At 63.8% G+C, this 25,539-nt stretch carries 29 protein-coding genes; 11 read left to right on the top strand and 18 right to left on the bottom strand.

From position 1 onward, the window contains the following. Positions 1–24: 24 nt before the first annotated feature. Positions 25–885 (bottom strand): 16S rRNA (cytidine(1402)-2'-O)-methyltransferase, encoded by an 861-nt coding sequence (gene rsmI / locus GO608_RS12525; protein ID WP_247003108.1) that lies wholly within the window; start codon positions 883–885, stop codon positions 25–27. Here rsmI and GO608_RS12520 point away from each other — a divergent pair. The 3 genes from GO608_RS12520 (at position 884) to GO608_RS12510 (ending at position 2,636) form a co-directional block, all read left to right on the top strand. Next, entirely contained in the window at positions 884–1,303 is a 420-nt protein-coding gene (locus tag GO608_RS12520; RefSeq protein WP_169200011.1) for a YraN family protein, read from the top strand. The two genes, rsmI and GO608_RS12520, sit on opposite strands and share 2 nt — an antisense overlap. Before the next feature lie 98 nt (positions 1,304–1,401). Next, positions 1,402–1,998, top strand: coding sequence for a phosphoheptose isomerase (locus GO608_RS12515; RefSeq protein WP_169200010.1), 597 nt, complete (start codon positions 1,402–1,404; stop codon positions 1,996–1,998). Further along, complete coding sequence (locus GO608_RS12510) at positions 1,995–2,636, top strand: BON domain-containing protein (protein ID WP_169200009.1); 642 nt, start codon at positions 1,995–1,997, stop codon at positions 2,634–2,636. The genes GO608_RS12515 and GO608_RS12510 overlap by 4 nt, the downstream gene beginning before the upstream one ends. Positions 2,637–2,812: 176 nt before the next feature. On the opposite strand, the gene mpl is transcribed toward GO608_RS12510, so the two are convergent. Next, positions 2,813–4,171: a UDP-N-acetylmuramate:L-alanyl-gamma-D-glutamyl-meso-diaminopimelate ligase gene (gene mpl, locus GO608_RS12505; RefSeq protein WP_169200008.1), complete on the bottom strand. Its 1,359-nt coding sequence runs from the start codon at positions 4,169–4,171 to the stop codon at positions 2,813–2,815. A gap of 97 nt (positions 4,172–4,268) precedes the next feature. Between mpl and GO608_RS12500 the strand changes: the two genes are divergently transcribed. The 8 genes from GO608_RS12500 to GO608_RS12465 all read left to right on the top strand — a co-directional run bounded on the left by GO608_RS12500 (position 4,269) and on the right by GO608_RS12465 (position 10,688). Then, a complete protein-coding gene (locus GO608_RS12500) occupies positions 4,269–4,871 on the top strand; it encodes a hypothetical protein (protein ID WP_169200007.1) in 603 nt (200 codons plus the stop codon). Further along, positions 4,868–5,416: a TlpA family protein disulfide reductase gene (locus tag GO608_RS12495; protein WP_169200006.1), complete on the top strand. Its 549-nt coding sequence runs from the start codon at positions 4,868–4,870 to the stop codon at positions 5,414–5,416. Before GO608_RS12500 ends, GO608_RS12495 begins: the two co-directional genes overlap by 4 nt. Positions 5,417–5,478: 62 nt before the next feature. Then, complete coding sequence (gene aroQ / locus GO608_RS12490; protein WP_169200005.1) at positions 5,479–5,970, top strand: type II 3-dehydroquinate dehydratase; 492 nt, start codon at positions 5,479–5,481, stop codon at positions 5,968–5,970. A gap of 49 nt (positions 5,971–6,019) precedes the next feature. Next, a complete protein-coding gene (gene accB / locus GO608_RS12485) occupies positions 6,020–6,472 on the top strand; it encodes an acetyl-CoA carboxylase biotin carboxyl carrier protein (RefSeq protein WP_169200004.1) in 453 nt (150 codons plus the stop codon). Positions 6,473–6,601: 129 nt separating this feature from the next. Then, positions 6,602–7,966, top strand: coding sequence for an acetyl-CoA carboxylase biotin carboxylase subunit (gene accC / locus GO608_RS12480; protein WP_169200003.1), 1,365 nt, complete (start codon positions 6,602–6,604; stop codon positions 7,964–7,966). 22 nt (positions 7,967–7,988) lie between these two features. Further along, on the top strand, positions 7,989–8,894 hold the full coding sequence (gene prmA, locus GO608_RS12475) for a 50S ribosomal protein L11 methyltransferase (protein ID WP_169200039.1): 906 nt from the start codon (positions 7,989–7,991) through the stop codon (positions 8,892–8,894). After that, positions 8,894–10,234, top strand: coding sequence for a DUF3426 domain-containing protein (locus tag GO608_RS12470; RefSeq protein ID WP_169200038.1), 1,341 nt, complete (start codon positions 8,894–8,896; stop codon positions 10,232–10,234). The genes prmA and GO608_RS12470 overlap by 1 nt, the downstream gene beginning before the upstream one ends. 61 nt (positions 10,235–10,295) lie before the next feature. Beyond that, complete coding sequence (locus GO608_RS12465) at positions 10,296–10,688, top strand: diacylglycerol kinase (RefSeq protein ID WP_169200002.1); 393 nt, start codon at positions 10,296–10,298, stop codon at positions 10,686–10,688. A gap of 40 nt (positions 10,689–10,728) precedes the next feature. On the opposite strand, the gene GO608_RS12460 is transcribed toward GO608_RS12465, so the two are convergent. The 16 genes from GO608_RS12460 to GO608_RS12385 all read right to left on the bottom strand — a co-directional run bounded on the left by GO608_RS12460 (position 10,729) and on the right by GO608_RS12385 (position 25,080). Continuing rightward, a complete protein-coding gene (locus GO608_RS12460; RefSeq protein WP_169200001.1) occupies positions 10,729–11,205 on the bottom strand; it encodes an outer membrane lipoprotein in 477 nt (158 codons plus the stop codon). A 5-nt stretch (positions 11,206–11,210) separates the two neighbouring features. Next, positions 11,211–12,146, bottom strand: a complete 936-nt coding sequence (locus GO608_RS12455) for a carbohydrate kinase family protein (protein WP_169200000.1) — start codon at positions 12,144–12,146, stop codon at positions 11,211–11,213. Between the two features lie 99 nt (positions 12,147–12,245). Then, on the bottom strand, positions 12,246–12,656 hold the full coding sequence (locus tag GO608_RS12450) for an HIT family protein (RefSeq protein WP_169199999.1): 411 nt from the start codon (positions 12,654–12,656) through the stop codon (positions 12,246–12,248). 81 nt (positions 12,657–12,737) lie between these two features. Continuing rightward, positions 12,738–13,613 (bottom strand): glycosyltransferase family 2 protein, encoded by an 876-nt coding sequence (locus GO608_RS12445; RefSeq protein ID WP_169199998.1) that lies wholly within the window; start codon positions 13,611–13,613, stop codon positions 12,738–12,740. Between the two features lie 26 nt (positions 13,614–13,639). Beyond that, the gene (locus GO608_RS19525; RefSeq protein WP_281505730.1) at positions 13,640–14,173 is read right to left on the bottom strand and encodes an acyltransferase; all 534 of its coding nucleotides are present in this window, start codon (positions 14,171–14,173) and stop codon (positions 13,640–13,642) included. Positions 14,174–14,253: 80 nt separating this feature from the next. Next, positions 14,254–15,153, bottom strand: coding sequence for a peptidyl-prolyl cis-trans isomerase (locus tag GO608_RS12435; RefSeq protein WP_169199996.1), 900 nt, complete (start codon positions 15,151–15,153; stop codon positions 14,254–14,256). A 41-nt stretch (positions 15,154–15,194) separates the two neighbouring features. Next, positions 15,195–16,208 carry an FG-GAP repeat domain-containing protein gene (locus GO608_RS12430; RefSeq protein ID WP_169199995.1) on the bottom strand — a complete coding sequence of 338 codons (1,014 nt, stop codon included), beginning with the start codon at positions 16,206–16,208 and terminating at the stop codon, positions 15,195–15,197. Between the two features lie 229 nt (positions 16,209–16,437). After that, positions 16,438–17,286 (bottom strand): hypothetical protein, encoded by an 849-nt coding sequence (locus GO608_RS12425; RefSeq protein ID WP_169199994.1) that lies wholly within the window; start codon positions 17,284–17,286, stop codon positions 16,438–16,440. A gap of 223 nt (positions 17,287–17,509) precedes the next feature. Further along, positions 17,510–17,986: a hypothetical protein gene (locus GO608_RS12420; RefSeq protein WP_169199314.1), complete on the bottom strand. Its 477-nt coding sequence runs from the start codon at positions 17,984–17,986 to the stop codon at positions 17,510–17,512. Positions 17,987–18,039: 53 nt separating this feature from the next. Further along, entirely contained in the window at positions 18,040–19,038 is a 999-nt protein-coding gene (locus tag GO608_RS12415; RefSeq protein ID WP_169199315.1) for a class I SAM-dependent methyltransferase, read from the bottom strand. Beyond that, complete coding sequence (locus tag GO608_RS12410; protein WP_169199316.1) at positions 19,035–19,955, bottom strand: NAD-dependent epimerase/dehydratase family protein; 921 nt, start codon at positions 19,953–19,955, stop codon at positions 19,035–19,037. The genes GO608_RS12415 and GO608_RS12410 overlap by 4 nt, the downstream gene beginning before the upstream one ends. Next, complete coding sequence (locus tag GO608_RS12405) at positions 19,955–20,866, bottom strand: lysophospholipid acyltransferase family protein (RefSeq protein WP_211159468.1); 912 nt, start codon at positions 20,864–20,866, stop codon at positions 19,955–19,957. Before GO608_RS12405 ends, GO608_RS12410 begins: the two co-directional genes overlap by 1 nt. Next, positions 20,848–22,077 carry an ABC transporter ATP-binding protein gene (locus tag GO608_RS12400; protein WP_211159469.1) on the bottom strand — a complete coding sequence of 410 codons (1,230 nt, stop codon included), beginning with the start codon at positions 22,075–22,077 and terminating at the stop codon, positions 20,848–20,850. The genes GO608_RS12405 and GO608_RS12400 overlap by 19 nt, the downstream gene beginning before the upstream one ends. Further along, a complete protein-coding gene (locus GO608_RS12395; protein ID WP_169199318.1) occupies positions 22,074–22,844 on the bottom strand; it encodes an ABC transporter permease in 771 nt (256 codons plus the stop codon). The genes GO608_RS12400 and GO608_RS12395 overlap by 4 nt, the downstream gene beginning before the upstream one ends. Continuing rightward, positions 22,844–24,076, bottom strand: a complete 1,233-nt coding sequence (locus GO608_RS12390; RefSeq protein WP_169199319.1) for a glycosyltransferase family 4 protein — start codon at positions 24,074–24,076, stop codon at positions 22,844–22,846. Before GO608_RS12390 ends, GO608_RS12395 begins: the two co-directional genes overlap by 1 nt. After that, on the bottom strand, positions 24,073–25,080 hold the full coding sequence (locus GO608_RS12385) for a glycosyltransferase family 2 protein (protein ID WP_211159470.1): 1,008 nt from the start codon (positions 25,078–25,080) through the stop codon (positions 24,073–24,075). Before GO608_RS12385 ends, GO608_RS12390 begins: the two co-directional genes overlap by 4 nt. Positions 25,081–25,539 lie beyond the last annotated feature (459 nt).

Raw genomic sequence — 25,539 nt, 5'->3', positions numbered from 1 at the left:
GCCGGCAATAATTATAGGCGCGCTTCAATCTCCCCTGAGTTCCAGCGCCCGCGCATAGAGAGCATTCTTCGGCGCACCGGTGATGTCGGCTGCGAGCCGTGCGGCGGTCTTGACCGGCAGCTCCGCGATCAGCAGCGCGAGCACCCGCTCGGCCTGCGGGTCCAGCCCTTCGCGCGCGGGCGCCCCTGACACCACCAGCACGAATTCGCCGCGCACGCGGTTCGCGTCCTCGGCCAGCCACGCCGCCGCGTCGCCGAGCGGCACCCGCACGATCTGCTCGAACAGCTTCGTCAGTTCGCGCGCGATGACGATCTCGCGCTCCGCTTCGAGCACTGCTGCGAGATCCGCGACGCATTCGACGATGCGGTGCGGCGACTCGTAGAACACCAGCGGCACCGCGACGGCGCGCAGCGCGTCGATGTCGGCGCGGCGCGCGGCGGACTTCGGCGGCAGGAAGCCGACGAAATGGAAGCCGTTATCGACAAAGCCGGCTGCCGACAGCGCGGCGATCGCGGCACACGGGCCGGGAATGGGCACCACCGGGAACCCCGCTTCGCGCACTCGCGCGACTGCGCGCGCCCCGGGGTCGGAGATCGCGGGCGTGCCGGCGTCGCTGATCAGCGCGACGTGCTGCCCCGCCTGCAGCATGCGGATCACCTGCCCGGCGGCCGCCTGCTCGTTGTGCTCGTGCAGCGCGACGAGCCGCGTGGCGATGCCGAGCGCATCGAGCAGGCGCTGGCTGTGGCGCGTGTCCTCGGCCGCGATGACTTCCACGCCCGCCAGCACGGCCTGCGCGCGCGCGCTGATATCCTGCAGGTTCCCGAGCGGCGTCGCCACCACATACAATGACGGCATACTGGAAAGGGGCGAGGAGCCGTGAGCCATGAAGGGTGACCGGAACGTGAAGGAAGGCGCCATTGTCGGCGCCTCCACGACCCGGAAGCAAGCGTCGGGAGCGGCAGCCGAAGCGCTCGCCGAGCGCTTCCTCGCGCGTCGGGGGCTCATCGTGCTGGCGCGCAACGTGCGCTGCCGCGGCGGCGAGATCGATCTCGTATGCCTCGACCACGGCATCGTCGTGTTCGTCGAAGTGCGGCTGCGCACGAACGCTCGCTTCGGCGGCGCCGCGGCCAGCATCACGCCGGCCAAGCAGCGGCGCGTCGTCCTCGCCGCGCGGTGGTGGCTGGCCGGCGCCGGCCGTCGGCACGCCGGACGGCCTTGCCGTTTCGACGCGGCGCTGCTCGCCGATCTCGACGAGGACAGGGTCGAATGGCTGAAAGCCGCGTTCGACGCCGATGGATCGTAAGCACGACGCCCGCGTTTCACCGCTCGCCCGTGCGACACGGCGTCCGCGCGCCCCCATGCTAGACTTTTGCCCCCGACGAAGTGACCCGAAGGCCATCCATGGACCTCATCCATCGCATCTCCAGACAGTTCGAAGACAGCGCGCGCGTCAAGCTCGACGCGCTCGAAGCGCTCGCCGCGCCGATTGCCGGGGCTGTGGAAATCATGATCGGCAGCCTGTTGAACAACGGCAAGATCCTCGCGTGCGGCAATGGCGGCTCGGCCGCGGACGCGCAGCATTTTGCGGCCGAACTGGTCAATCGCTTCGAGATGGAACGCCCTCCGCTCGCGGCGATCGCGCTGACGACCGACACCTCGACGCTGACGTCGATCGCCAACGACTACGATTTCACGCAAGTATTCTCCAAACAGGTGCGCGCGCTCGGACATCCCGGCGACGTGCTGCTCGCGATCTCGACGAGCGGAAACTCGCCCAACGTCATCGAGGCCATCGCGGCCGCGCACGAACGCGAAATGCGCGTCATCGCGCTGACCGGCAACGGCGGCGGACACATCAACGCCCTGCTCGGCGACGACGACGTCCATCTGTGCGTTCCGGCACAGCGCACCGCCCGCATCCAGGAAGTTCACCTGCTGACCCTGCACTGCCTGTGCGACGGCATCGATTGTCTGTTACTCGGAGTAGAAGACCAATGAGCGAATCACGCCCGCAAGTCACCCGCCGGACCTTCCTTCTCGGCCTGACCGCCACTGCAGCGCTGCCGGTCCTGCAAGGTTGCTTTCCGCTCGTCGCCGGCGGCGTTGGGGCCGGAGCGGCGATGGTGGCCGACCGGCGCACGTCGGGAGCCTACGTCGAGGATGAAGGGATCGAATGGCGCGCGGCAAGTGCCCTGCGCGACCGGATGGGCGACGCCGTGCACGTCAACATCACTTCGTTCAACCGCAACGTCCTCCTCACCGGCGAAGCGCCGAGCGAAGCGCACCGCGCCGAAATCGAACGCGTCGTCAGCGGCGTGTCGAACGTGCGCGGCATCACGAACGAAGTGCAGGTTGCCGGCATCGCATCGCTGACGTCGCGCAGCAACGACTCGGTCATCACGTCGAAGGTCAAGGCCCGTTTCGTCGATGCCGCAACCTTCGGCGCGCACCACGTCAAAGTCGTCACCGAAGCCAGCACCGTCTATCTGCTCGGCCTTGTCACGCGCCGCGAAGCCGATGCCGCGACCGACGTCGCGCGCACGACGTCCGGAGTGCGCAAGGTCGTGCGGGTGTTCGAATACATCACCGATCAGGAAGCGCGCCGGCTCGACGGCCAGCGCAGCGCCGGCACGTAACAGGCGTTTCGCGAATCGGCGGTCGGCCGCGCTGCGGCCGGCGCCTATCGACGCCGCAAACAAATACCATTCGGGCTGACCCCTTCGGCCTCGCTCAGGACAGCTTGTCGAAGCCTTGGCAGCGCCCTTCGACAAGCTCAGGGCGAACGGTTGCAACGCTTGTTTTGATTGCCGCCTTAACAGCTTCCCGGGCGCGCGAGCGCGGCGAGCAGTTTGTCATGGACCCCGCCGAATCCCCCGTTGCTCATCACCAGCACATGATCTCCCGGCCGCGCCGCCGCCGCGACGTCCTCGACGAGCCGGTCGAGATCGGCGTACGTCGCACCCCGGTCGCCGAGCGGCGCGAGCGCGCCCGCAACGTCCCACCCGAGGCCGTTCGCGTAGCAATAGACGCGGTCCGCCTGCGCGAGGCTCTCCGGCAGCCGGTCCTTCATGACGCCCAGCTTCATCGTGTTCGAGCGCGGCTCGAGCACCGCGAGGATGCGTCCTGCCGGCTCGCAGCGGCGCAGGCCTTCGACGGTCAGCGCGATCGCGGTCGGGTGGTGGGCGAAGTCGTCGTAGACGGTGATGCCGCGGACCTTTCCGCGCACTTCCATGCGGCGCTTGATTCCCCGGAAGCCGGCCAGGCTCGCGACCGCCTGCACCGGCGTGACGCCGACATGGCGGGCTGCGGCAATCGCCGCGAGCGCATTGCTGCGGTTGTGGCTGCCGCTCATCGGCATCGCCACACTGCCGACGATTTCGTCGCGCAGACGGAATACTGCCTCGCTCTCATCCGCGCCCGCTGCCGCGGACCACTGGGCCCCGTCGCCGAACCATTCCAGCTCGGACCAGCAACCGCGGCCCATCACGCGTTTCAGGCTCTCCTCGTCCGCGTTCGCGATGATCCGCCCTGAAGCGGGAATCGTGCGCACTAGATGATGAAATTGCGTTTCGATCGCGGCCAGATCGCCGAAGATATCTGCGTGATCGAACTCGAGGTTGTTCAGGATCGCAGTGCGCGGCCGGTAATGAACGAACTTCGACCGCTTGTCGCAGAACGCGGTGTCGTATTCGTCGGCTTCGATGACGAAAAACGGAGAATCGGTCAGGCGCGCCGAAACGCCGAAGTTCCCCGGCACGCCGCCGACGAGGAACCCGGGCTCGAGACCGGCGTCTTCGAGCATCCACGCGAGCATCGACGTCGTCGTCGTCTTGCCGTGCGTTCCCGCGACGGCGAGCACCCAGCGCCCCTGCAGCACGTTCTCGGCGAGCCACTGCGGCCCCGACACATAGGGCAGGCCGCGATCGAGAATCGCTTCGAGCAGCGGATTGCCGCGCGACACCGCGTTGCCGATGACGTAGACGTCCGGCGCGAGATCGACCTGCGCCGCATCGTAGCCTTCGGTCAGGCCGATGCCTTGGGCTTCGAGCTGCGTGCTCATCGGCGGGTACACGTTCGCGTCGCAGCCGGTGACAGTGTGACCGGCCGTGCGGGCCAGCAGCGCGACGCCTCCCATGAAGGTGCCGCAGATGCCGAGAATGTGGATGTGCATGAAAACTCCGGGAGCCGGGCAGCGTCTCAAGGTGATTGAAACCCGCCCGTGTAGAATGGGCGGCATTCTACATCGACCGTCTGCCGGACTCGCGACCATGACTTCCCGCGCGAATGCTTCCCGAAGCGGCAACCTGCGGCGCGGAGTCGCCGCGCTCGCCGCCCGCATGATGGCCGAGGACGGCATCAGCGACTTCGGCTTCGCGAAACGCAAGGCAGCCCGCCAGCTCGGCATCTCCGAGTCCGAGGCGCTGCCCAACAACGCCGAGATCGAAGCCGAGCTGCGCGCGTGGCAGGCCCTGTACCAGGACGAAGAGCAGCCCGAGCGGCTGCTCGAAATGCGTCGCGCGGCGATCGAGGTGATGCGCCTGCTGGGCGAGTTCCGACCCTATCTCACCGGGGGCGCACTTGACGGCACCGCGGGGCGCTACACCGAAGTCGACATCGAGCTGTATCCCGAAAGCGCCAAGGACGTCGAGATCTTCTTCCTCAACCACGACATCGGCTACGAACACCGCGAACCCCGACGCGGCGCCCCGAATGCTCCCGAAGCCATCCTGAGCTTCGACTGGAACCACGTGCCGATCAGGCTTTCGCTCTACACCGCCCACGCCGAGCGCGTCAGCCGCCGCAACATCGAGCGCGCACGCCTGCCGGCGGTCGAAGCGCTCGTTCAGGCAAGCGAAGGCCGGAGCGCATGAAAGGGATCGGCAGGCGTCACCTCATCATCGTCGCCGTCGCCGTGCTCGCCGCGGTGGCCGGTTTCCTGGTTTCCCGCAGCACGTCCGATCCCGCCCCGGCTGTGCAGGTCGATCCGGCAGCGGGGAACGCGATTCTCGCGCTGACGCTGCCTGATTCGCACGGCGAACCCCAGGCGCTGCAGCAGTGGCGGGACCGCGTGCTGGTGGTCAACTTCTGGGCGACGTGGTGTCCGCCCTGTCTGACCGAGATTCCGGACTTCGCCGCGGTCAGCCGCAGTTTTGTCGATTCCCCGGTGCAATTCGTCGGCCTCGGCATCGACAAGGCCGAGAGCGTGCGGAAGTTCGGCGAAGAGCACGACGTTCCGTATCCGCTCCTGATCGGCACCCCGCAAACGCTGGAGCTGACTTCCGCGCTCGGAAACGCGGTGCAGGCGTTGCCCTACACGATCATTTTCGACCGCGCGGGAAAGATCGCGCACATCAAGCTCGGCACCTTGAATCGCACTGAACTAGAAGGCAAAATCCGCGCACTCGTCGATGAGTAATTCACGGCGGCGCGCCGCACGCCACTGGACAAAATGCGGCTAATTGCGGCAAACTTGCCGGCATGACGCGCCAAAAACGCAGTAAAAACCCAGATGCCGCGCCTCCGCCGCAGCCCCGGATCCTGGTCCTGCACGGACCGAACCTAAACCTTCTCGGCACCCGGGAGCCCGATGTCTATGGCCGCACGACGCTTGCCGACATCCATTCCGCGATGGAAGCCCGCGGACGCGCCGAAGGCGTCCTCGTCGAATCGTTCCAGAGCAACCACGAAGGCGAGCTGATCGACCGCGTGCAGGCGTCGCCGCTCGAAGAGATCGGCTTCATCATCCTCAATCCCGCCGCTTACGCTCATACCAGCGTCGCGCTGCGCGACGCCCTCCTCGCGGTCGCGATCCCGTACGTCGAGGTGCATCTTTCCAACATTCATGCCCGGGACGCGTTCCGGCATCACTCCTATTTTTCCGACTGTGCAGCCGGCGTGATCTGCGGACTGGGGCCCTACGGCTACCTGGCCGCGCTCGAATACGCGCTGTCGGAGCTGCGGAAACCCTGACACAAACCCCCGGGCGCCCCGTGCGGCGGCGCCCCGCTCGGAGAACAGCATGGATCTGCGCAAGCTGAAGAAGTTGATCGACCTCGTCCAGGAGTCGGGCATTTCGGAACTGGAAGTCACCGAGGGCGAAGAAAAAGTCCGCATCGCCAAACACAGCACCGCCCCCGTTTCGAATTACCTCACGCAGATGCCGGCGAGCGTGCCGCAATTCGCGGCGGCACCGGCTCCGGCGATCGTGCTGACCCCGCCCGTCGATGACGTCCCCGAAGGCCTGGTTGTGAAATCGCCGATGGTCGGCACGTTCTATCGCGCCTCGGCGCCGGGCGCCAAACCTCTCGTCGATGTCGGCCAGGCCGTCGCGATCGGCGACCGTCTGTGCATCATCGAAGCGATGAAGCTGATGAACGAGATCGAATCCGAGTTCGCCGGCACCGTGAAAGCGGTCCTCGTCGAAAACGGCCAGCCGGTCGAATACGGCCAGCCGCTGTTCATCATCGCCTGAAAGCCCTCATGTTTGAAAAGATACTGATCGCCAACCGCGGTGACCAGCCGCCTGCAGGCGGCGCAGCGGCGCAGCCAAATCGCGCGGTACGCGCCGCATCCGAGCGCGATTTCGCCGCGGAGGCACCCCATGTTTGAAAAGATCCTGATTGCCAACCGCGGCGAAATCGCGCTGCGCGTGCTGCGCGCGTGTCGCGAGCTGGGCATCCGCACCGTTGCGGTCCACTCGGTCGCGGACACCGAAGCGAAGTACGTCAAGCTCGCCGACGAATCCGTGTGCATCGGCCCCGCGCAATCGGCGCTGAGCTACCTGAACGTCCCCGCGATCATCTCGGCAGCCGAAGTCACCGACGCCGCAGCGATCCATCCGGGCTACGGTTTCCTGTCCGAGAACGCCGACTTCGCCGAACGCGTCGAGCAGTCCGGCTTCGTCTTCATCGGCCCGCGCTCCGACACGATCCGGCTGATGGGTGACAAGGTCAGCGCCAAGGATGCGATGAAGGCTGCCGGAGTGCCGTGCGTGCCGGGTTCGGAAGGCGCGCTGCCCGAAGAACCGAAAGAGATCGTCAAGATCGCCCGCGCCGTCGGCTACCCCGTCATCATCAAGGCGGCCGGCGGCGGCGGCGGTCGCGGGATGCGAGTCGTCCACACCGAGGCGGCGCTGCTCAACGCGGTCGCGACGACCCGCGCCGAAGCCGACGCGGCGTTCGGCAACCCGGTCGTCTACATGGAAAAATTCCTCGAGAACCCGCGCCACGTCGAGATCCAGGTGCTCGCCGACGAGCACGGCAACGCAGTCTATCTGGGCGAACGCGACTGCTCGATGCAGCGCCGCCACCAGAAAGTCATCGAGGAAGCGCCGGCCCCAGGCATCGACCGCAAGGCCATCGCGAAAGTCGGCGAGCGCTGCGCCGAGGCCTGCCGCACGATCGGTTACCGCGGCGCGGGCACGTTCGAGTTCCTGTACGAGAACGGCGAGTTCTACTTCATCGAGATGAACACGCGCGTGCAGGTCGAACATCCCGTCACCGAGATGATCACCGGCATCGACATCGTGCAGGCGCAGATCCGCATCGCGACCGGCGAAAAGCTGTGGTTCCGCCAGCGCCACATCGAGTTCCGCGGCCACGCGATCGAGTGCCGCATCAACGCCGAGGACCCGTTCAAATTCACCCCCTGCCCGGGGAAGATCACGAACTGGCACATGCCCGGCGGCCCCGGCATCCGCGTCGATTCGCACGTCTATAACGGCTACACGATCCCGTCGCATTACGATTCGATGATCGGCAAGCTGATCGCGTACGGCGACACGCGCGAGCAGGCGATCCGGCGCATGCGGATCGCGCTGTCGGAGATGGCGGTCGAAGGCATCAAGACGAACGTGCCGCTGCATCAGGAGCTGATGCTCGATGCGCGTTTCGTCGAGGGCGGCACGAGCATCCATTACCTGGAACACAAGCTCGCCGAACGCAACGAAGTCAAGAACCTTGCCTGACCAGGCCGCGGACGCGCACATCATGTGGATCGCGGTAACCCTGCAGGCCGAAGCGCACAAGGCCGAAGCGCTATCCGAGGCGCTGATGGACGCCGGCGCGCTGTCGATCAGCATCGAGGACGCCGACGCCGGCACCGACGCCGAGAAGCCGCAGTTCGGCGAGCCGGGGCATCATCCGGTTGGGCTGTGGGATCACAGTCGCGTCATCGCGCTGTTCGACGCGGACGCCGACCTCACTGTCGCGCTGGCCCGTGCGGCGGCCGACGCCGGCTTCGATGCGGTGCCGCCTTTCACGCTCGAAGAGATCGCCGAGCAGAACTGGGTGCAGCTCACCCAGAGCCAGTTCGAGCCGATCCGCGTCACCGATCGGATGTGGATCGTGCCGTCGTGGCATGCTGCGCCCGACCCGGCAGCGATCAATATCGAGCTCGATCCCGGCATGGCTTTCGGCACCGGCTCGCATCCGACGACGCGGCTGTGCCTAGAGTGGCTGTGCGACGCGGTGCAGGCGGGCGACACGGTGCTCGACTACGGCTGCGGCTCGGGGATCCTCGGCATCGCCGCAGCGCGCCTCGGCGCCAATGAGGTGCTCGGCGTCGACATCGACGACAAGGCGCTCGACGCGGCGCGCGACAACGCCGCGCGCAACCATGTCGCGCTGCGGCTGCAGCACTCTCGCCAGCCGCTCGACGCGCGCTTCGACGTCGTCGTCGCCAACATCCTGACGAATCCGCTGTGCGTGCTGGCGCCGCTGCTCGCCGCCCGGGTCGCTCCCGGCGGCAGGATCGCGCTGTCCGGCGTGCTCGAGACCCAGACCGAACAGGTGATCGCGGCATACGCACCGTTCCTGCCGTTGCGCGTCGGCGCGACACACGAAGGCTGGGCGCGGCTTGAGGGCGGCTCTCCGCGGCAAACCGGGAGCCAGTGATGTTCGCGCGCTGCCCGGCCTGCCAGACGGTATTCCGGGTGCAGCCCGAGCAGCTGCGCGCGCATCAGGGCGAAGTCCGCTGTGGACGCTGCTATGCGTCGTTCAACGCGCTCGATCGCGTGCTGCACGTTAAACCCGCGTCGGCACCCGCCACGCCGGTGTCCCCACCGCCCGTTGCCGCAGCGCCCCGCCCTCCCGAATCGGTTGCGGAGCGCGACGACCGCTTTTTCATCCTCGACGAGCTGCCTTCAGCCCCTGCAGTGACGCAACAGGGGGCTGAACACCGAACAGGAGCAGCGCCCAGACTGGACGCCGAAACCGAAATTCCGCAGCCCGACGATTTCAGCGACAGGCTGGATTTCGAGATCCCGGAAACTTTCCTGGCTTCCTCCCGCCCTGTCGCTGCGCAACCGCCCCTACATTCCCCGCAGTCGTGGCCGCAGCACGCTAGTTACGAGGCGTTCGACGAATTCATCGACCGGCCGCAGTCGCGGCTCGACGCAAGGGGCGACGGGGATCGTGACGAGCCCGAAGCCGTCGCGACATTCATCCCCGAGCCGTTCGAACCACGCGACTACCGCGAACCCGTCCTGCCAAGCGACGGGCATCTTCCCGGCGCAACCGGCGATGCGGCCGCCGAAGACGATCCCTTGCCGCCGATCCGGCGTGCGCGCTTGGCGAGCATTGCGCCAAAACCGCTCGAGGCCCCCGATGCTGTCCAAAGCGCGACGTTACCGGACCACCAGGATGACGAGCTGTCGGCCGGATCCGCTTCCTCTCGCACTCAGGCAGCCGAAGACGCGACCGACCGCGAGCATCTCGACGCAACCTACGGCTCGCCGGCTTCCCGCGGCAGGCGCTGGCTGTCCGGGCTGGGAATCGGCATCCTGCTTAGCGCGCTGGCGGTGCAGAGCGCTTTCGTCTTCCGTGACGGCATCACCCGCACGTGGCCAAAGTTGCGCCCGGCTTATCTCTCCGCGTGCGCGCACCTGAAATGTACGCTCCCGCTGCCGCGAGTCGCCGGTGCGATCAGCATCGAAGCTTCCGAACTGCAATCCGAGCCCGGCCGCGCCGCGCGCTTCGTGCTGAACGCGACGATCCGGAACCAGGCTCCTCACCCTCAGGCTTATCCCCATCTCGAACTGACGCTGACCGACGTTCAGGACCAGCCGCTCGTGCGCCGCGTGCTCGGGCCGGCGCAGTGGCTCCCCGCCGGCCTCCTCGAACAGGGAAGTGCCGAACAAAGATTCGACGCCGGACGCGACATCGTCGTGCAATTGCCGTTCGAGGCACCGGGGGTCGAAGCCAGCGGTTACCGGGTCTATGCTTTCTATCCGTGAACCGGCGTGACGCACGAGCCCGGGCGGCTGCCGGGCCGATCCTCGATAATCTGGAATCCTGATGCAGCACTTTTCCCCGGACACCCGCAAAAGCCCGTTCAAAGGCAAGACCGGCCTGATGCGGATCTGGAACGCCTTTCGCTACTCGTTCGCCGGACTTCGTGCCGCGATCGAACATGAAGACGCGTTTCGTCAGGAATGCGTGCTGGCCGCCGTGCTGGTGCCACTCGCGCTCTTCATGCCAATCAGTGGTACGAGCAAGGCGCTGCTCGTCGGCAGCGTGCTGCTGCTGCTGATCGTCGAACTCGTGAACTCCGCAATCGAAGCGACTGTCGATCGTGTCTCGCTGGAGCACCACCTCTTGGCCAAGCGCGCGAAAGACATCGGCAGCGCGGCAGTGCTGCTCGCGCTGGTCAATCTCGTGATGGTGTGGGGATTGGTGATCTTCGGTTGAAGCGCTCCCGACCGACTTCGCGCCGGCCGGGAACGCAATCTCAGCGCGTGACCCGCGTCGTGCCGGCGTCCCGCACCAGGCGAACCCGTTCGCCGATACGGAAGTTCTCCCCGCCGTCCTCCTGCACCACCGCCAGCACCTGGCCGTTCTCGAGCCGCACGGTAACTTCGACGCCCGGCTGGCGCGTCGCGCCTTCCTCGACTGCAGCGCCAGCCAGACCGCCCGCCACTGCGCCGATCACCGTCGCGATCGCCTGCCCACGTCCGCCGCCGACGCCGCTACCGGCAATCCCGCCGACCGCGGCGCCCGCTACCGGCCCGACTGGCGTCTTCGTGCCTTCCAGCTTCACCGCCCGCACTCCCTCGACCGTGCCGTACTGGACGACCATCGTGCGCCGCGCCTCGCCGCGCTGGTAGGCGCCGCCGCCGAGGCCGGACGCGCAACCCGCCACACCCAGGGCCGCGACCAAGGCCGCGACCAGCGCGAGCCGTTGCGTTTTACCACGATTCACCTTCATCCCGCTCACCATAACGCCTCTCCAAATGCTGCCGCATACCGTTCGGCAATGTCGTTGCGCGCGGGCGCGTGGTTCTGCCCGCCGCGGTACCCAATCTTGATCGCCCCCATCACCGACGCGAGCCGCCCCGTTCGCTGCCAGTCGTAACGGTTCGCAATACCGTAGAGAACTCCGGCGCGATAGGCGTCGCCGCAGCCGGTCGGATCTGCCAGTTGGTCGGGGGCGACACAAGGAATCGTGATGCACCGGCCTTCCGCGTAGATCTGCGAGCCTTCCGGCCCGAGCGTCACGACCAGCGCTTCCACCTCTTCGGCGAGCTCGGCGAGCGTGCGCCCCGTCTTCTCGCTCAGCAATTTCGCCTCATAGTCGTTGACCGTGCAGTAACGGGCCAGTTTCAGGCATTCCAGCAGCTCGCCGCCGGACAACAGCGGCATTCCCTGCCCCGGGTCGAACACGAACGGGATCCCCGCCTCGGCAAACTGCGACGCGTGGTTCAGCATGCCGTCGCGCCCGTCCGGCGACACGATGCCGAGCTTCACGCCCGCCGCGTCCTGCACGCGGTTCAGGTGCGAATGGTTCATCGCCCCCGGATGGAACGCGGTGATCTGGTTGTCGTCGAGATCCGTCGTGATGAAAGCCTGGGCGGTGAACGTGTCGGGCACGTGCGTGAGGTGATCGTCGCGCAGGCCGAGCTCGCGCAACCGCTCCCGGTACGCTCCGGCGTCGTCGCCGACGGTCGCCATGATCAGCGGATCGGCGCCGAGCAGCTTGAGGTTGTAGGCGATGTTGCCCGCGCAGCCGCCGAACTCCCGGCGCATGTCGGGCACGAGGAACGACACGTTCAGGATGTGGATCTGTTCGGGGAGAATGTGGCTCTTGAAGCGATCATGAAAGACCATGATCGTGTCGTAGGCGACGGAGCCGCAGACGAGAATGGACATGGCGCACCTGCCGGACGGAAAAGGCGGCCATTATAGAACTCTTGCACCCCCGCCCGCGGGCCGACCCGCAGGCGCAGGCGCACGGGCAACAGCGGACGCTCAGATCACCGCGCGCAGCTTCGCCGCCATCTCCTCGAGCGCCTCGCGCGGCGGATTCTTCGCCGGCCACGCCAGCGCCAGCCCGTCGCCTTCCCAGCGCGGCAGCACGTGGATGTGGAAATGGAACACCGTCTGCGCCCCGGCCGGCTCGTTCGCCTGGAACAGCGTCACGCCCTCGCAGCCATACGCCTTCTTGACCGCCCGCGCGACCCGCGCCGCCGTGCGGAAAACCGCCGACGCCAGTTCGTCGTCGAGTTCGTAGATGTTCGCGCGATGCGGCTTCACGACCACCAGCGCATGGCCGGGATTCACCGACTGCAGGTCCATGAAAGCGAGCGTCGCATCGTCTTCGAATATCTTGGACGCCGGCAGCTCGCCTTTGGCGATGCGGCAGAACACGCAGGTTTCCATAGTCTCTCCTTCCGGGTGTTGGGGGGTGTGGGGGTGCGTTGTCGAATCGATTTCGAACACCAGCCGGTTGCCATCGCCCACTTACACGAGAGCGCCCATCCGTCCCACGAGGCCATGCCACACTCCCTTCACCATCATCCGGAAGGTTTTTCCTCGGGGCGACTTCGCGATTGCGTAAAACAAAAACTTGAGCAAAAAACGGCGGCCGTCGGCAACCTTCCAATCGTTGGGCATGCCCCGGCGGCGGTAGAGCCAAACGGCGTTGCGGAACTGGTAGTACCGTCGGGTAGGCGAGTGGATGCTGATGAGCCGGCCGAACACCCGTACCGGAGCCTCTCCGATTGCGTGATTCATTGTGGCACTGCAGACACCGAACGAGCGATATCCCATTTCCCGCGCGCGCAGTCCCCATTCGATATCCACGTAGTCGATGAAGAGGCGCTCCTCCATCCCGCCGATCGCCTGCCAGGCAGTGCTGTCGATGAGGCTGCCGGAAGTGATGACGAAATCGACATCGACATAAGGTTCGTCCCGGGTAAATTCCGCTGCCCGCAGACGCCCTCCGCGGATGCGAACGAACGGCGGAGCGTCACTGCGCATGCGGTCCACGTAACGCGGCCCGACCGCCGCGACGGCCTGTCCGGCGTCCTGGAGGGCCCGGGACGCATGCAGCAGTTCCCGGATCATGCCGGAAGACGGCAAGCTGTCCTGGTCGAACAGCGCGACATGCGTTGCACCAAGCGAAAACGCAGTCTCGGCACCTTCGTTGATCGCACGGGCAAGACCGGCGTTACCGTGCATCGGCAGATGCCGGCAACCGGCAAGCAGTTCCTGCGCCAGTTCCGGTGCGATTCCGTTATCGACGACGATGATGTCGTCGACTTGCGGCCGCAGGGCATCGAGCAAAGCCTCGAGGGAAGCCCGCTGTGGCCGATAAACAACGATCACGGCAAACACTTTTGCGGGCTGATGGTTCCTGAGCGTCATTTACCCTTCCTCAACCATGCGAGCCAGCCACTCCAGCGCGACCGGGGCACCAATTCGTCACGGGGTGCGAATTTCTTGCGATAACGCACCAGGCGAGCCGGATTTCCGACAACGATCGCATACTCCGGGACGTCGCGAGTGACGACCGCACCGGCCCCGACGACAGCCCCGCGTCCAATAGTGATCCCCTGCAGCACGATCGCGCCAGCGCCGATCCACGCGCCTGCACCGACCCGCAGCTCGCCGTGAGTCAGCCCATTATGACTCACGCGGAAATCACCGCTGTCGAATTCGTGCCCGGCGGACAACAGCTTCGCATGAGGGCCGATCAGCACGTCATCCTCGATAACCAGTCCGCCCTCCCCGGACAAATAGCTGCCGACATTGATATGCACGCGGCTGCCAATGGCCAGCCTTGTCGTCGCGCACTGCCCCGTGTCGCCGAGCACGAGGCGCACGGCCGGGTAGATTACCGAGTCGTCGCCAACGATCAAAGCCTGATCGGCACTGCCAAAGCGGAAAACCGACACATCTGCGGCAATCCGGCTCCCGGTGCCGATGCGATCGAATCCCGGGTGAGCTGCGACCGGATCGGGAACCCCGAGAATCATTACCTCCCCGCCTGCAGCGTCGGCTTGATCGCGGCAACCACCGCTTCATGCATCGTGACCTGATACCGTGCATACAGCTCCGCACGCTTGGCCTGGAGGTTCTTGCGCTGGCATTCGCGAACCAGCTGCCGCTTCGCATCGTTTCTGGCGCCGTCCCACGTGAACAAAACCGGCTCGCGCCGGTCCAGCACTTCGAAGGCGAACACATGGCCCTCCTGCGCCACCGGTCCGATCAGCTCGCCGCTTTTCGCCTCGGAAAGCTTCCGCAGCATGTCGTTCGCGGCGATTTCCTCGCGTCTGAGCTGGATGAATCCGAGGTCGCCCATTTCAAGCGCGGCTCCTCCAGCTTTTGCGGCTTCGCCGGCGCGCGCGACGACGTCGGAAAAGGACATCTCGCCACTGCGCACTTTCGTCAGCATCGCAGCGATCGCCAGCGTCGCCGGCTCACCGTCGATGGAATCGCTTTCCCGCAGCGCGACGCGGGCGACGCGGACAAAGGCCGGCGTCGCAAAGCGCGCAGGATTCGCATCGAAGAACCGGCGCGCTTCGTCGTCCGAAGGAGTCGCGCATTTTTCGATCGTCGCGAACTGCACCTTGAAATAGTAGCCGTCGTTGTCCACCGGTATGCCCGGATCGGAGGAGATGCCGAGCCGCACCCCTTCGTGCCGGAACACTTTCGAATCGACGAATTCGGCGACGGCTTCGCGGATGCCTTCCGCCGTCAATGCTTGCGCGCCCACTGCCGGCCGTTTCTGGATGAACGTCCGCAGGTCCGAAATCCTGAAGCTCTCACCGGCGATTTCGGCGAACACGGGGTCGTCCTGGTCGGCCGCGAACGTCAATCCGGAAAACATCAGCACTGCGCCCGCCAGACACCAGCTTCGCCACGAAAACATCATTTATCCCATCCCTCGTCCATCACGGCGCCCTAGCCGCCGCCTCACTCCAGCGGTTTCGCGCGCTCCCACAGCGGACCGAATTGTATATCGATGCCGCCGCCGGCGGAGTTGAAGACGAGAACGTCTTCGATGCCATCCCGGTCGATATCCGCCACCCTGAGCGGCGTCGGCAGCGAGCCGGCGGGCAGCCGGCGCATCTCCCAGCCGGCGCCGGATCGACGCGCGAGCAGCAGCTGCTCGTCTTCGCCCAGCACGACTGTACCGTCCTGCATGACGCCGGCCGCGACGTAACCGAGCGACTGCGGCGGAATTTTTTCGACCTGCAGACCGCCTTCGCCAGTCGCCAGCAGCACTTCCGCCGCGCCGACTTCGACGGCGACGACAATATCCTCGCGCCCGTCGCGATTAACATCCCCCACTGCAATATGACGCGGCGTCGTTCCCGACACGCGGTGCAGTTCGACCACTTCGAAAGCCCGTCCCGCTTCGCTGCGGGCAAGTTTCACTGCGCCGGTATCCAGTTCGGCCCACAACAGATCGGGGCGCCCGTCGCCGTCCCAGTCATGAACGACGGGATGCCACGGAGACCGTCCGGCCGGGATGAACATCGGCGCGGACAGGCGAGTATCGCCTTCGCCCCAGTACACCGCGAGCTGATCGCCGTTGTAAGGCGCCGTCACCAGATCCGTATGGCCGTCGCCATCGAAATCTCCGGTCACGAGGTCGCGCACCGGAAACGCGCTGCGCAGCTCGGCGGTTTTTTGCATGTCGCTCGCGGCGATGTGCCAGAACTGGATCAGGCCGGCCCCTTCGACGGCGACGACAAGGGTATTCGCGTCCCATGCGGCGACACTGTCGGGGTGGTAACCGGTCTCCTTCTCGGGACCGTGAGGTGCAATCTGACGATCGGGCGCGATTTTCCATACGCCGAGGAGGTTGCGCCGATGCAACGCGGCGGCAACATAAGTGTCGTCTTCACGCGGCAACAGCGTCCCGCCCCACGGATCGTCAGCTTTCGCGATCCTGACGCGGTCGGTGACGGCGGTCTGCGCCATTTCACGCGTTCCGTCGGCTCCGTGCGGAGCCAGGCCGGTGCAACCGGACAGAAGCGCTGCCGCGAACGCGACGGGCGCAATTGCTGCCAATCGGACTGTTTTCATGGCTTTACGTCAGTTTCTCGCCAAGTTCGATAAAAGCGCCCGGCCGGCGACAGTTGAAGAAACGATCACTGCAAAAAAAGAGCACCCTTACGGGTGCTCTTCGTTACAACCGGGCTAAAAAATATTAGTCGGCCGTAGCCACATGCGTATTCAGCAGGGTCTGGGCAGCACCGAACGACTGCGACGTGATGACCGAATAGCTGACTGCGGACTGCTCTACACCCTCCACGTCGGGCACGGCATAGGTGATGAAACCGTTCGTGAAATCCACCGGACGGCCGGCGATCGTGGTCGGATCGATGAAGCACAGCTCGTCGAATTCGCACGTGAAGTTCACCGACTTGCGCTGCTGCTCGTCGTTGAACATGTTCACGGTCGTCGAGGCAGCCAGACCACCGGTCGCCCACAGCGCGATGTTGGTCGAGAAATCGCTATCCATCTGATAGCGCATCGCGATTACGTCATCCGTCACCGGGGCATTGGTCACTGCAACCAGCGAATCAGGGCCGAGGTTCGTCAGATCCGAGCCGAGAACATTGCCATCCTGGAGCGGGAAGGTCGGGACGAAGGCCGCATCGGAAGCAGCGGCATCGGCCTGGAAGGCAGCGCCCGAAATGGCACGAGCGTACACGGGGGCGCCGGTTGCCGTACCGACGTGGAACACCAGATAGCCACGCTGGCCTTCGAGGCCAAGACCGGCTTCGTTGGCCCACACAAAGCCTTCCATGTCGTTGGCGGTCATGTCGAACTGACCGTCGGTGATGTGATTCGAATCCTGATCGAAGAACGTCCAGTACACCGTGATTGCAGCAGCGGTGTGGTTGGTCAGGCCGACGGCAGTCGTGTCGGTCGCGCCGTTGTGGATCACGTTCGGAACCAGCAGGCCCGATCCCGGAACGGCGACTTCATACGCATTCGCAACGCCGGCACCCAAAGTTGCGGCAACTGCAATAGCAAGACTCAGTTTCTTCATGAAATGCTCCTAGTTGAGAGTAATTTACAGCTCAGTGTGGTGCCAAACAGTTGTTGGATACCAACCTTACCAATCCCGATGCGATCAGCAATCAGCGCGTTACAAACGCTAACGGCACTATAGCGTCGGCCCATCCCCATGGCAAGTTGCCAATACCCTGACGGCAAGCGCCTATGCAAGATTACAACACTTTTCAGTTGTAGGGGCATTGCGCCGGAAGCGTTCAGTCGTCGGCGCCCGGCGCCGCCGCAGCGGGCTTGTCGCCTTTCCCGGCACGAGGCGGCAGGCGATACCAGTCTCCGTCGATGAGGCGCCACTTGTCCCACAAGTCTCCCTTGATCGGCGGATTGCGTTGCCCCATCAACGGAATGCGGTATTCGACCAGCACGTTCACTTCCGCATTGTCGTCCGCAAGCAGCCGCACTTCGCGTACCTCGGCGCGCACATACTTGATCGAGCCGCGGGTGGCGAGATAGCGCTGCAGATCGGCCTTGTCGCTGACGGAGACCGCTTCGTGCCGGTACGCGGTGAGATGGTCGCCGGCGACGCGCGCGGACCAGAACGTCTCGGCGCGCGTGCGCAGCTCCGCCGCAGGGTCGCTCCAGGGCATCGCTGCGCACCCGCCCAGCAGTGCCGCGGCGAGCAGCCCGCAGACGCGGGCAGCCGTCACCGCCGAGCGCGATCGGAAAACCGGACTCATGCAATCACTCCTTTTTGATTTGTCGTGGATATTACAGATTGATGCCCGGCCGGTCAGCGCCTGAAGAACTGCGCGAGCCAGCGGGCAAAAGGCCGTGTCGTCTCCGGCCGATCACCGTCGTGGCCGGACTTGCCGTGTTCCGGCGCGGCCTGTTCCGGAACTGCCGGTTCCAATGCTGCCTGTTTCGGCGCCAGCGGAGGCCGGCTGCGCAGGTCCGCTAGCTCGGCGTCGCGCGCGGCAATGATCTGCCGGGCTTCGGAAAACGCCTTCTGATGCTCCCGCAGATCGGCCAGCACGCGCTCATGTTCGCGCAGCAGCGTCTGATGCGTATCACCGAGCGCCTGCAGCGCTTCTGCCTGGCGGCTCAATACTTGCGCCTCGGTGGCCGGTTCGGCGAGGACGATGAACTGGTAAACATCTCCGTCCGGGACGGACGCGAACTCGCGCCGGAGTTCGTCGGAGAGGGCAAGCCAGTCGCCGCGCAGCTCGGTCTCGGCCGGCGGCACTCGGTTCGCCTCCCACGCGAGCGCGAGCCAGCCTGCCGAGTGAAGCATCGCTTCGATGCCTGCGCGGGTGAAGAATCGCAGATGAGTGCGGTCCAGCAGCCCTTTGTCACGGTAATCGAAGCGCCCGTTGATCAGCCCGGCGATGACGGCGGCGTGGCCGATGTTCGGCACCGACAGGACGAGCCGCCCGCCTTCCCGCACGTGAGGACGCAGGCGTTCGAGCACAGCAGTCGGGTCGCGTAAATGTTCGAGAACATCGGCCGCGACGATGACGTCGTATTTCGCGGCTGCAAGTTCGCGGCCGAAATCGAGTGTTTCGAGATCGCCGACGAGCATGCGCTCGCACCACCGCTCCGCCTCGCGGGCCATTTCGCTGACGCACTCCACGCCCGTGACGCGGCATCCTTGCCGCTTCAATTCACGAGTCATCGCCCCGGAAGCCGTCCCCAGCTCGAGCACCCCCTTGCCGGCTCCCACCCAGCGCAGCACCTTGTTCGCTGTCGACTCCCCGGCCGGATCGATCGCGTAGTCGTACTGTCCGGTCACAGGCTCATCGCCTCCCACGTGAGCCGCAGCCCCTCCTCGAACCGCACGCCGGGGTGCCAGCCCAATACTTCTCGCGCGCGAGTGATGTCGAGCACGATCGCCGGAATATCAAAGCCGCGTGCCGCGACATATTCCACTTCGACGGGCGCGCCGTTCAGCAATTCGAGCTGATGCACGATGTCCCGCACACTGCGCCCTTCGCCCGAAGCGATGTTGAACTGGCGCAACGGCCCGGCGTACCGGGCGGCGAGGATAAACGCGCGGGCGACATCATCGACATAGACGTAGTCGCGGATGATGCTGCCGTCCCCCCAGATCTTCAGCTGCCGCCCCTGGCGAATCTGTCGCATGAAAACGGGAATCACTCCCTGGTTCGGATCATAGTGCCGCGGACCATAGGGATTGCCGATGCGCAGGGACACGGTTTGAAGCCCCTTCTGGCGCTCGAACAGTTCGGCGTAGCGTTCGATGACAAGCTTGGTCAGGCCGTACGAAACGATGGGGAGCGTCGGCATATCCTCACGCACCGGAAGCGACGACGGAATCCCATAGACCGTTCCACCCGAAGAAGCGAAGAGCACGCGCCCCACCCCTTCGGCAGCGCAGGCCTCGAGCAGATGAATCGTCGCAACCACGTTCGTCTGAACATCAAAAGCCATGTTCACGTTCGAACTCGCGGGCTTCGTCGTGCTGACCAGGTGAAACACCCAGTCGGCGCCGGCAACAGCCTCACGAACGGCAACTTCGTCGAGAAAATCGAGCGTCAGGCACTCGAGGCGCGAATGAGGCGCGATCGAGCTGAATTCGCGAGCGAGATCACAGGCGATCACATGATGGCCCGCTTCGAGCAGCTGCGGGGTCAGAGCACAACCGAGAAAACCGTTGGCGCCGAGAACGACACAACGCTTTGACTGCATCAAACTTTAGCTCCGGAGGACCAAATATAGTCAAGGATATTCCACTGCCACCATTGCCATGGTGTAGCGCGCACGTCGCGCTCCAGTTCGCCGACCGCGGCAGCCAAGCCCGCGGAAGGGTCGGCCGGCAATGCCCGCACGTCGCCGACGAGACGACTGCCGCGCTCATTCACCGCTCCATACACCATCCGGGCTCCGGTGCGCGCCGCGATCCGTTCTATTCCGCCTGACAGTCGCAAAGTCCCGCCAAGAAAGGGGAACTCTCGCCATTCACCAAAATCGGCCATGTAGGCATCAGCGAGGACCACCCAAACTTCTCCTCGAGCCAGCCCCGTATACATCGGCCGCAAGTTGTCTCCCAGACAGATCCAGTTCCCCCGGATCACCTGACGAAGGCGGTCGATCTTCATCTGCAGGAACCGGCGCATCGCCGGAGCCAGCGCCTCGTTCGAGCTATCGACCCGCATCGTCAACATGCCGATGCGAAATCCCATCATGCCGAGTGCCGCGAGCAGCATGATAAGCCGACTGAAGTGCGCCATCACGAGAATGACACCTCTTCCTTCCTGCTGCGCCTGCGCGAGGGCACTTACGTCGTCGACATCGATCAGGCGGCGAATCGTGCCTGCGTCGAGACGGTGCATGCGAAAGACGTCCATCGTTTCGCGTGCGAGCATGTCCGTGTAGCGCCGACCCCAGCTATCCAGCAGAGGCGGGTCGCTCGCCATTTCCGGCCACACCCTGAGGTATCCGTTGCGCACCGCCGTCCTGGCGTTGACCAGATCCTGGCCACTCCACAGACCGACGCGCGTGGCCGCTGCGTATGCAAGGCCGGGAGGAAGTTGGGACAGAACCGGGAAAGCCGAGCCAAGCCGCAGACGCTGCCCGACACTCACGAGGCGTTCTCCCACTCATGCGCCATATAAACCATGCCGAACTCGCGCCCGACATGAAGGACCCGAAACGGACGAACCCGTTCCGCCATGTCCAACACCTGGATACCCGTGTCGTCCAGCACATAGGCGCTGATAAGGTAGTCTCCCGAAAGGATCGGAAACCGCGGAAACTGAACTGCCACCCGATGCTCTCCCCTCCCCTTCAACGGCCGGTCCGGCCTGACGAAGTGGGTGGAGCTGCCGAAAATGTTCTCCTTGTCGTTTCGAACAATCGAGAACCCGACATGAAACGCCCGTCCCTCTTCGTGGCTTTCAACGTCGAAGATCAGTCGAACGGGTTGGAATGTCTCCACGAAGGCGGGGTTGATACCGTCCGACGTTTCAATTGTGATGTCCACAAGGCGCACCGGAGAAACGGCGCTCGACCGTGAAGCGGACGCGGCCTCGGCAACGACGGGGGCTGCAATTTCGCGGGCGAGGGCATCCCGCTCACGCTCATAACTCTCATACGCGGTAACGACACCTTCGGTCTCGCCGATCGCGGCAACTTTTCCTTCGTGTATCCAAGCCGCCCGGGAGCACAGGGAACGTACCTGATAGAGGTTATGCGAGCAGAAGAGCACCGTTTTGCCCATATCCCGGAAGCGCATGATCCGGTCCAGGCTTTTTTTCTGAAAATACATGTCCCCGACCGACAGCGCCTCGTCAATCACAAGCACATCGGGGTCGACCGCAGTTGCGGCGGAAAACGCCAAGCGCATGAACATGCCTGAGGAATAGGTCTTCACGGGCCGCGTCAACGCTTCCTCGCTAAGTTCGGCGAATTCGATGACTTGTGAGTAGTATTCCTTCATGCGCGAGGGCGCAACTCCGTTCAGAGCGCCCATCATCAGCACATTGTCGCGCCCCGTTTCTTCAGGATGAAAGCCGGCTCCGAGTTCCAGCAGGGCCGCGACCCGCCCACCTACCGTCACGCTGCCCTCGCTCGGCCTGATCGTGCCTGCGACCAGTTTGAGAAAGGTGCTCTTGCCTGCTCCGTTTTCCCCCACTAGGCCGAAAGTCTCCCCAATTGGAATCTCGAGCTCCACCCCTCGCAAGGCCCAGTGCTCGCGGCGCAGGTGCTTTCGAAACAAGACTTCGCGCAGCCGGTCGCCCGGGTGATCATAGAAGCCGTACGCCCTGCCGAGAGACGACAGCTTGATTGCGCAACCCATGTCCCGTTTCACACGCCGTCTCCGACAGTGGGCCTCAGAACACGAAACAACGCGATTCCGCCTACTCCGAGCACCAAAGTCCAGCCAAGCAAGGCAGCGGCTTGCAAAAATCCGAACGGCAAGCCGAGAAGAATGGCCTGATGAGCCTGAATGAGAACCGCGAACGGGTTGAGTAAAAACAATGGATGATAGGCTTCCGGGACCATCGTCATCGAAAAGAGGATTGGCGTCGCATAAAAAAGAAACTGTATCAGCACCGGAAGACCGTGCACAAGGTCACGCAGATGCACGGCAAGAACAGACAGGACAAGGACGATGCCGGACACCATCAGCACCTGAAGTCCGAGTACGCCAGGCCAAAGCAGCCACCTTATCGGCTCCCCCACTCCGGCGACGGCCAGCAGTCCGAATAAGACGGCGGTGCCGACGAACTGCGGAAGCAGGGCGGAAAACACGACACTCAGCGGAAGGACTTCCACAGAAAAAACCTGTTTCTGCAGGAATTGTTCATACGCCACGATCACGCCGGTGCCGCGTGAAAGAGCTTCCGCGATTGCAAGCCAGGGCACGAGCCCGGCGAGCAGATAATAGAGGTAACCGGTGTCCGTGGTGAGCTCCGGCACACGGACTTTGAAAATGTGAGCGAAAAGTACATAAAAAAGTCCCATGGTTGCAAGGGGGCCGAGGAAAGCCCAGGCCATACCGACCAGGGAGCCGGCATAGCGGGACTTGATATCGCGCCGCAACCACATCCAAAGTATCTGCAACGTAGGGCGCATCAACTCGTTACCCTCAACTCGTTCAGCACTTTCGCCACCCGGCGTCCCTCGCGCGGCCAGTCGGTTTGACGTGCGAATGCAAGACCTCCCGCGACAATCCGGTCGCGAAGTGTCGAATCCACAAGTATTCGTTCCAGTGCATCAGCGATTGCAGCAGGCGTCGGCGCGCAAAGCAAGGCATTCTGTTCGTCCTTGAGCAACCACTCGACGTTCGGGCCCTGGTTCGATACGACCGGACAGCCGCAAGCCATTACTTCAAGCGGCAGCAAAGAAAGGTTCGTAAACGAAAGCACAAGCGCGACATCACACTGGCTATAGAGCTCCGGCAGTTCATCAAGTGCGACTACGCCTGCGTTGAGGTGGGGAAAGGGCACGTCGAACTCGCTGGCATCCCAGCCGGCAAACACCATTTCCACATCCGGCAAACGCAGATGAAGTTCGCTCAGGGCAAGCAACCCGAGTTCGAAGCCGCGGCGAGGAGTGACGTGGCGCGCGTAGAAGAAGACTCGGCGCGGACCCGGTCTTCTCGGCTTGGGTGAATAAAGATCCTTGTCATAGGAAAATCCGAAAGGAAAAGTCTTCATTCCATATTCCCGGGACAGTTTCTCTGCCAGCCAATCTCCGGCCGTGATGCCGGTCAGACCGAAATGGTAAGTCCGCTCGGCAAAGGCGTACTCGCTTCCAACCGGATAAAAATAAGGCTCGAAATCCTGCACGAAATAGAGGCGGTGCCCTGCCGCCGGCGCCTTTGCAGCCCAGTACGCCGTGTCCCAGGACGTTGCTACGACAAACTCGGCCGGTCGCATTGTCTGAACTCCGAGGACGACCTCCGCCTTGAGCGGAACGAAATGCTCGTTGATCAGATCCGAGACCTCCGCCGGATCAGCACAACCTGTATCCCCCAGAAAATGCAATCGAATACGCACCCCCTCCCCTTCCAGCATGGCAACCATGCGAAAAATGTTGAGGTGACCTCCACTACCGATCGAAAAGGGAGGAAGTATCCAGTTCATCCACCCTGCCGGGTCGAGACCGTCGTCCGTGAGGGCGATGTCCGTATCACAGAACATCCCGTACGACTTGGCTACATTTCGTTTTTGCGGCAGCAGGATCTGCGATGGAGAGCTACTCGACAATCGCCCTGCGATGCGAGTTGCCAGAAAACGCAGCGTCCCGAAAAAACCCAGTTGCCATAGTTTGTAGCCCAAGGCACGTATCAATCGATCGGTCATTCACTGCTTTCCAATGTATTGACTTTCCGCTGCACCGTACGCAACGCTCGATCACGTGAGGCCACGCGCGCGAGCAGAACAGGAAGCCTTCCCTCTCGCTCCCCTAAATACAGGCCCGCCAACTTGCTCGCAGCGTGCAAGGGGGCTCGCAACGCGAAAAACAACCGCTCGACAAGGGGAGCAGGCGACTGCCACGACCAACCCATGTTGCGGCGGGTGAGGTAGTTCCAGCTGCGGATCCCCGCCAATGGCGAAGCCACCTGCCTATAACCAAAAATCCTGTGAAGCGCTCGGGCTTCGTCATAAGCACGGCGCGCCGTCTCAATGATTCCGAAATCGTGGGAGTGGTAGACCGCCGCAGCGGGGGCATATGCTTTGCTGTACCCGGCTTCCATGATCTGCTTGGCCCACGCCTGATCTTCTGCGAAGTCCACATCCGGATATGGGATTCGTTCCCAAACGCTTCGCCGGAGACATGCATTATTGTTCGAGAAAAAGTGAAGAAACTGGCGGAGCCCCTCGTCCTGCGCGTAGCGTTCGCGATCCTCAATACGAAAAATGCTGGTGGCGCCACCAAAACCTGAAAAATGTTCTTCAAGCTCGCGCTTCGTTACCGGAGATGCCGCAGGGTAGGCCACGTGGCGGCCGAAGACACCCGCAACGGCAGGCGAAACTTCGGCCGCCGCAACCAGATTTGCGAGCCACTGGTCATCCACAGGCAAGGCGTCGTGGGTAATAAAAACAAGAAATTTTCCGGACGCCATGGACGCACCAAGATTTCGAGTGCGCCCATGGCCGAATTCGTCCGAGCGAATCTGTTTCAAGCGTACATCGGGTTTCGACTCGGTATATTGGAGCGAGCCGTCCCAGGAGCCTGAATCCAGCACGATGCACTCGAAAGGCCAGGGCGCTCTCTGTGCCAGCACCTGGTCGAGGACGTTGCGATACAACGCCCCTCCATTCTTCACGGGAATGATGATCGACGCATGAATCGCTTCGCTCACAACATGACCTCCGAAGACAGCCCCTGACGATCAAAGCTGCCCGGAGCACTGCCGCGCCTTCGATCGACGACTACAACTCTTCTGGAATGGCTGTCCACGGCGGCTTCCCTTGCCCTTGCCCTGGCCCTCTCCGCACCACTCGAGGCAACACAAATGCGTTTAATGCATGCACGAAAACAAAAAAACGAATTATCCACTTAAAATTTCCCTTGGTAGGTTTTCGCAACAGGCTAAAACCACGCGGAAAACCATTCATGCCAAGCGCAAAAAAGCCGCACCATCAGAAGTAGCTACGAAAAACATCATTTTTTGCGCAGCTACTCACAAGCGAACCAGTCGGATAATTAACCGGCATTAATGGCAAAACTTCCGCCCCAGAAATACGGCGTCACTCGAGGGTCGAACGGGAGAGGACCTGGACTTCGGCAAGATCCGGCATCTGTCCGGATCCGCTTCGAC

It is taken from the genome of Aromatoleum buckelii (assembly GCF_012910785.2).
In the GTDB taxonomy this organism is placed as follows: domain Bacteria; phylum Pseudomonadota; class Gammaproteobacteria; order Burkholderiales; family Rhodocyclaceae; genus Aromatoleum; species Aromatoleum buckelii.
This window is presented reverse-complemented; position numbering and strand designations above follow the sequence as displayed.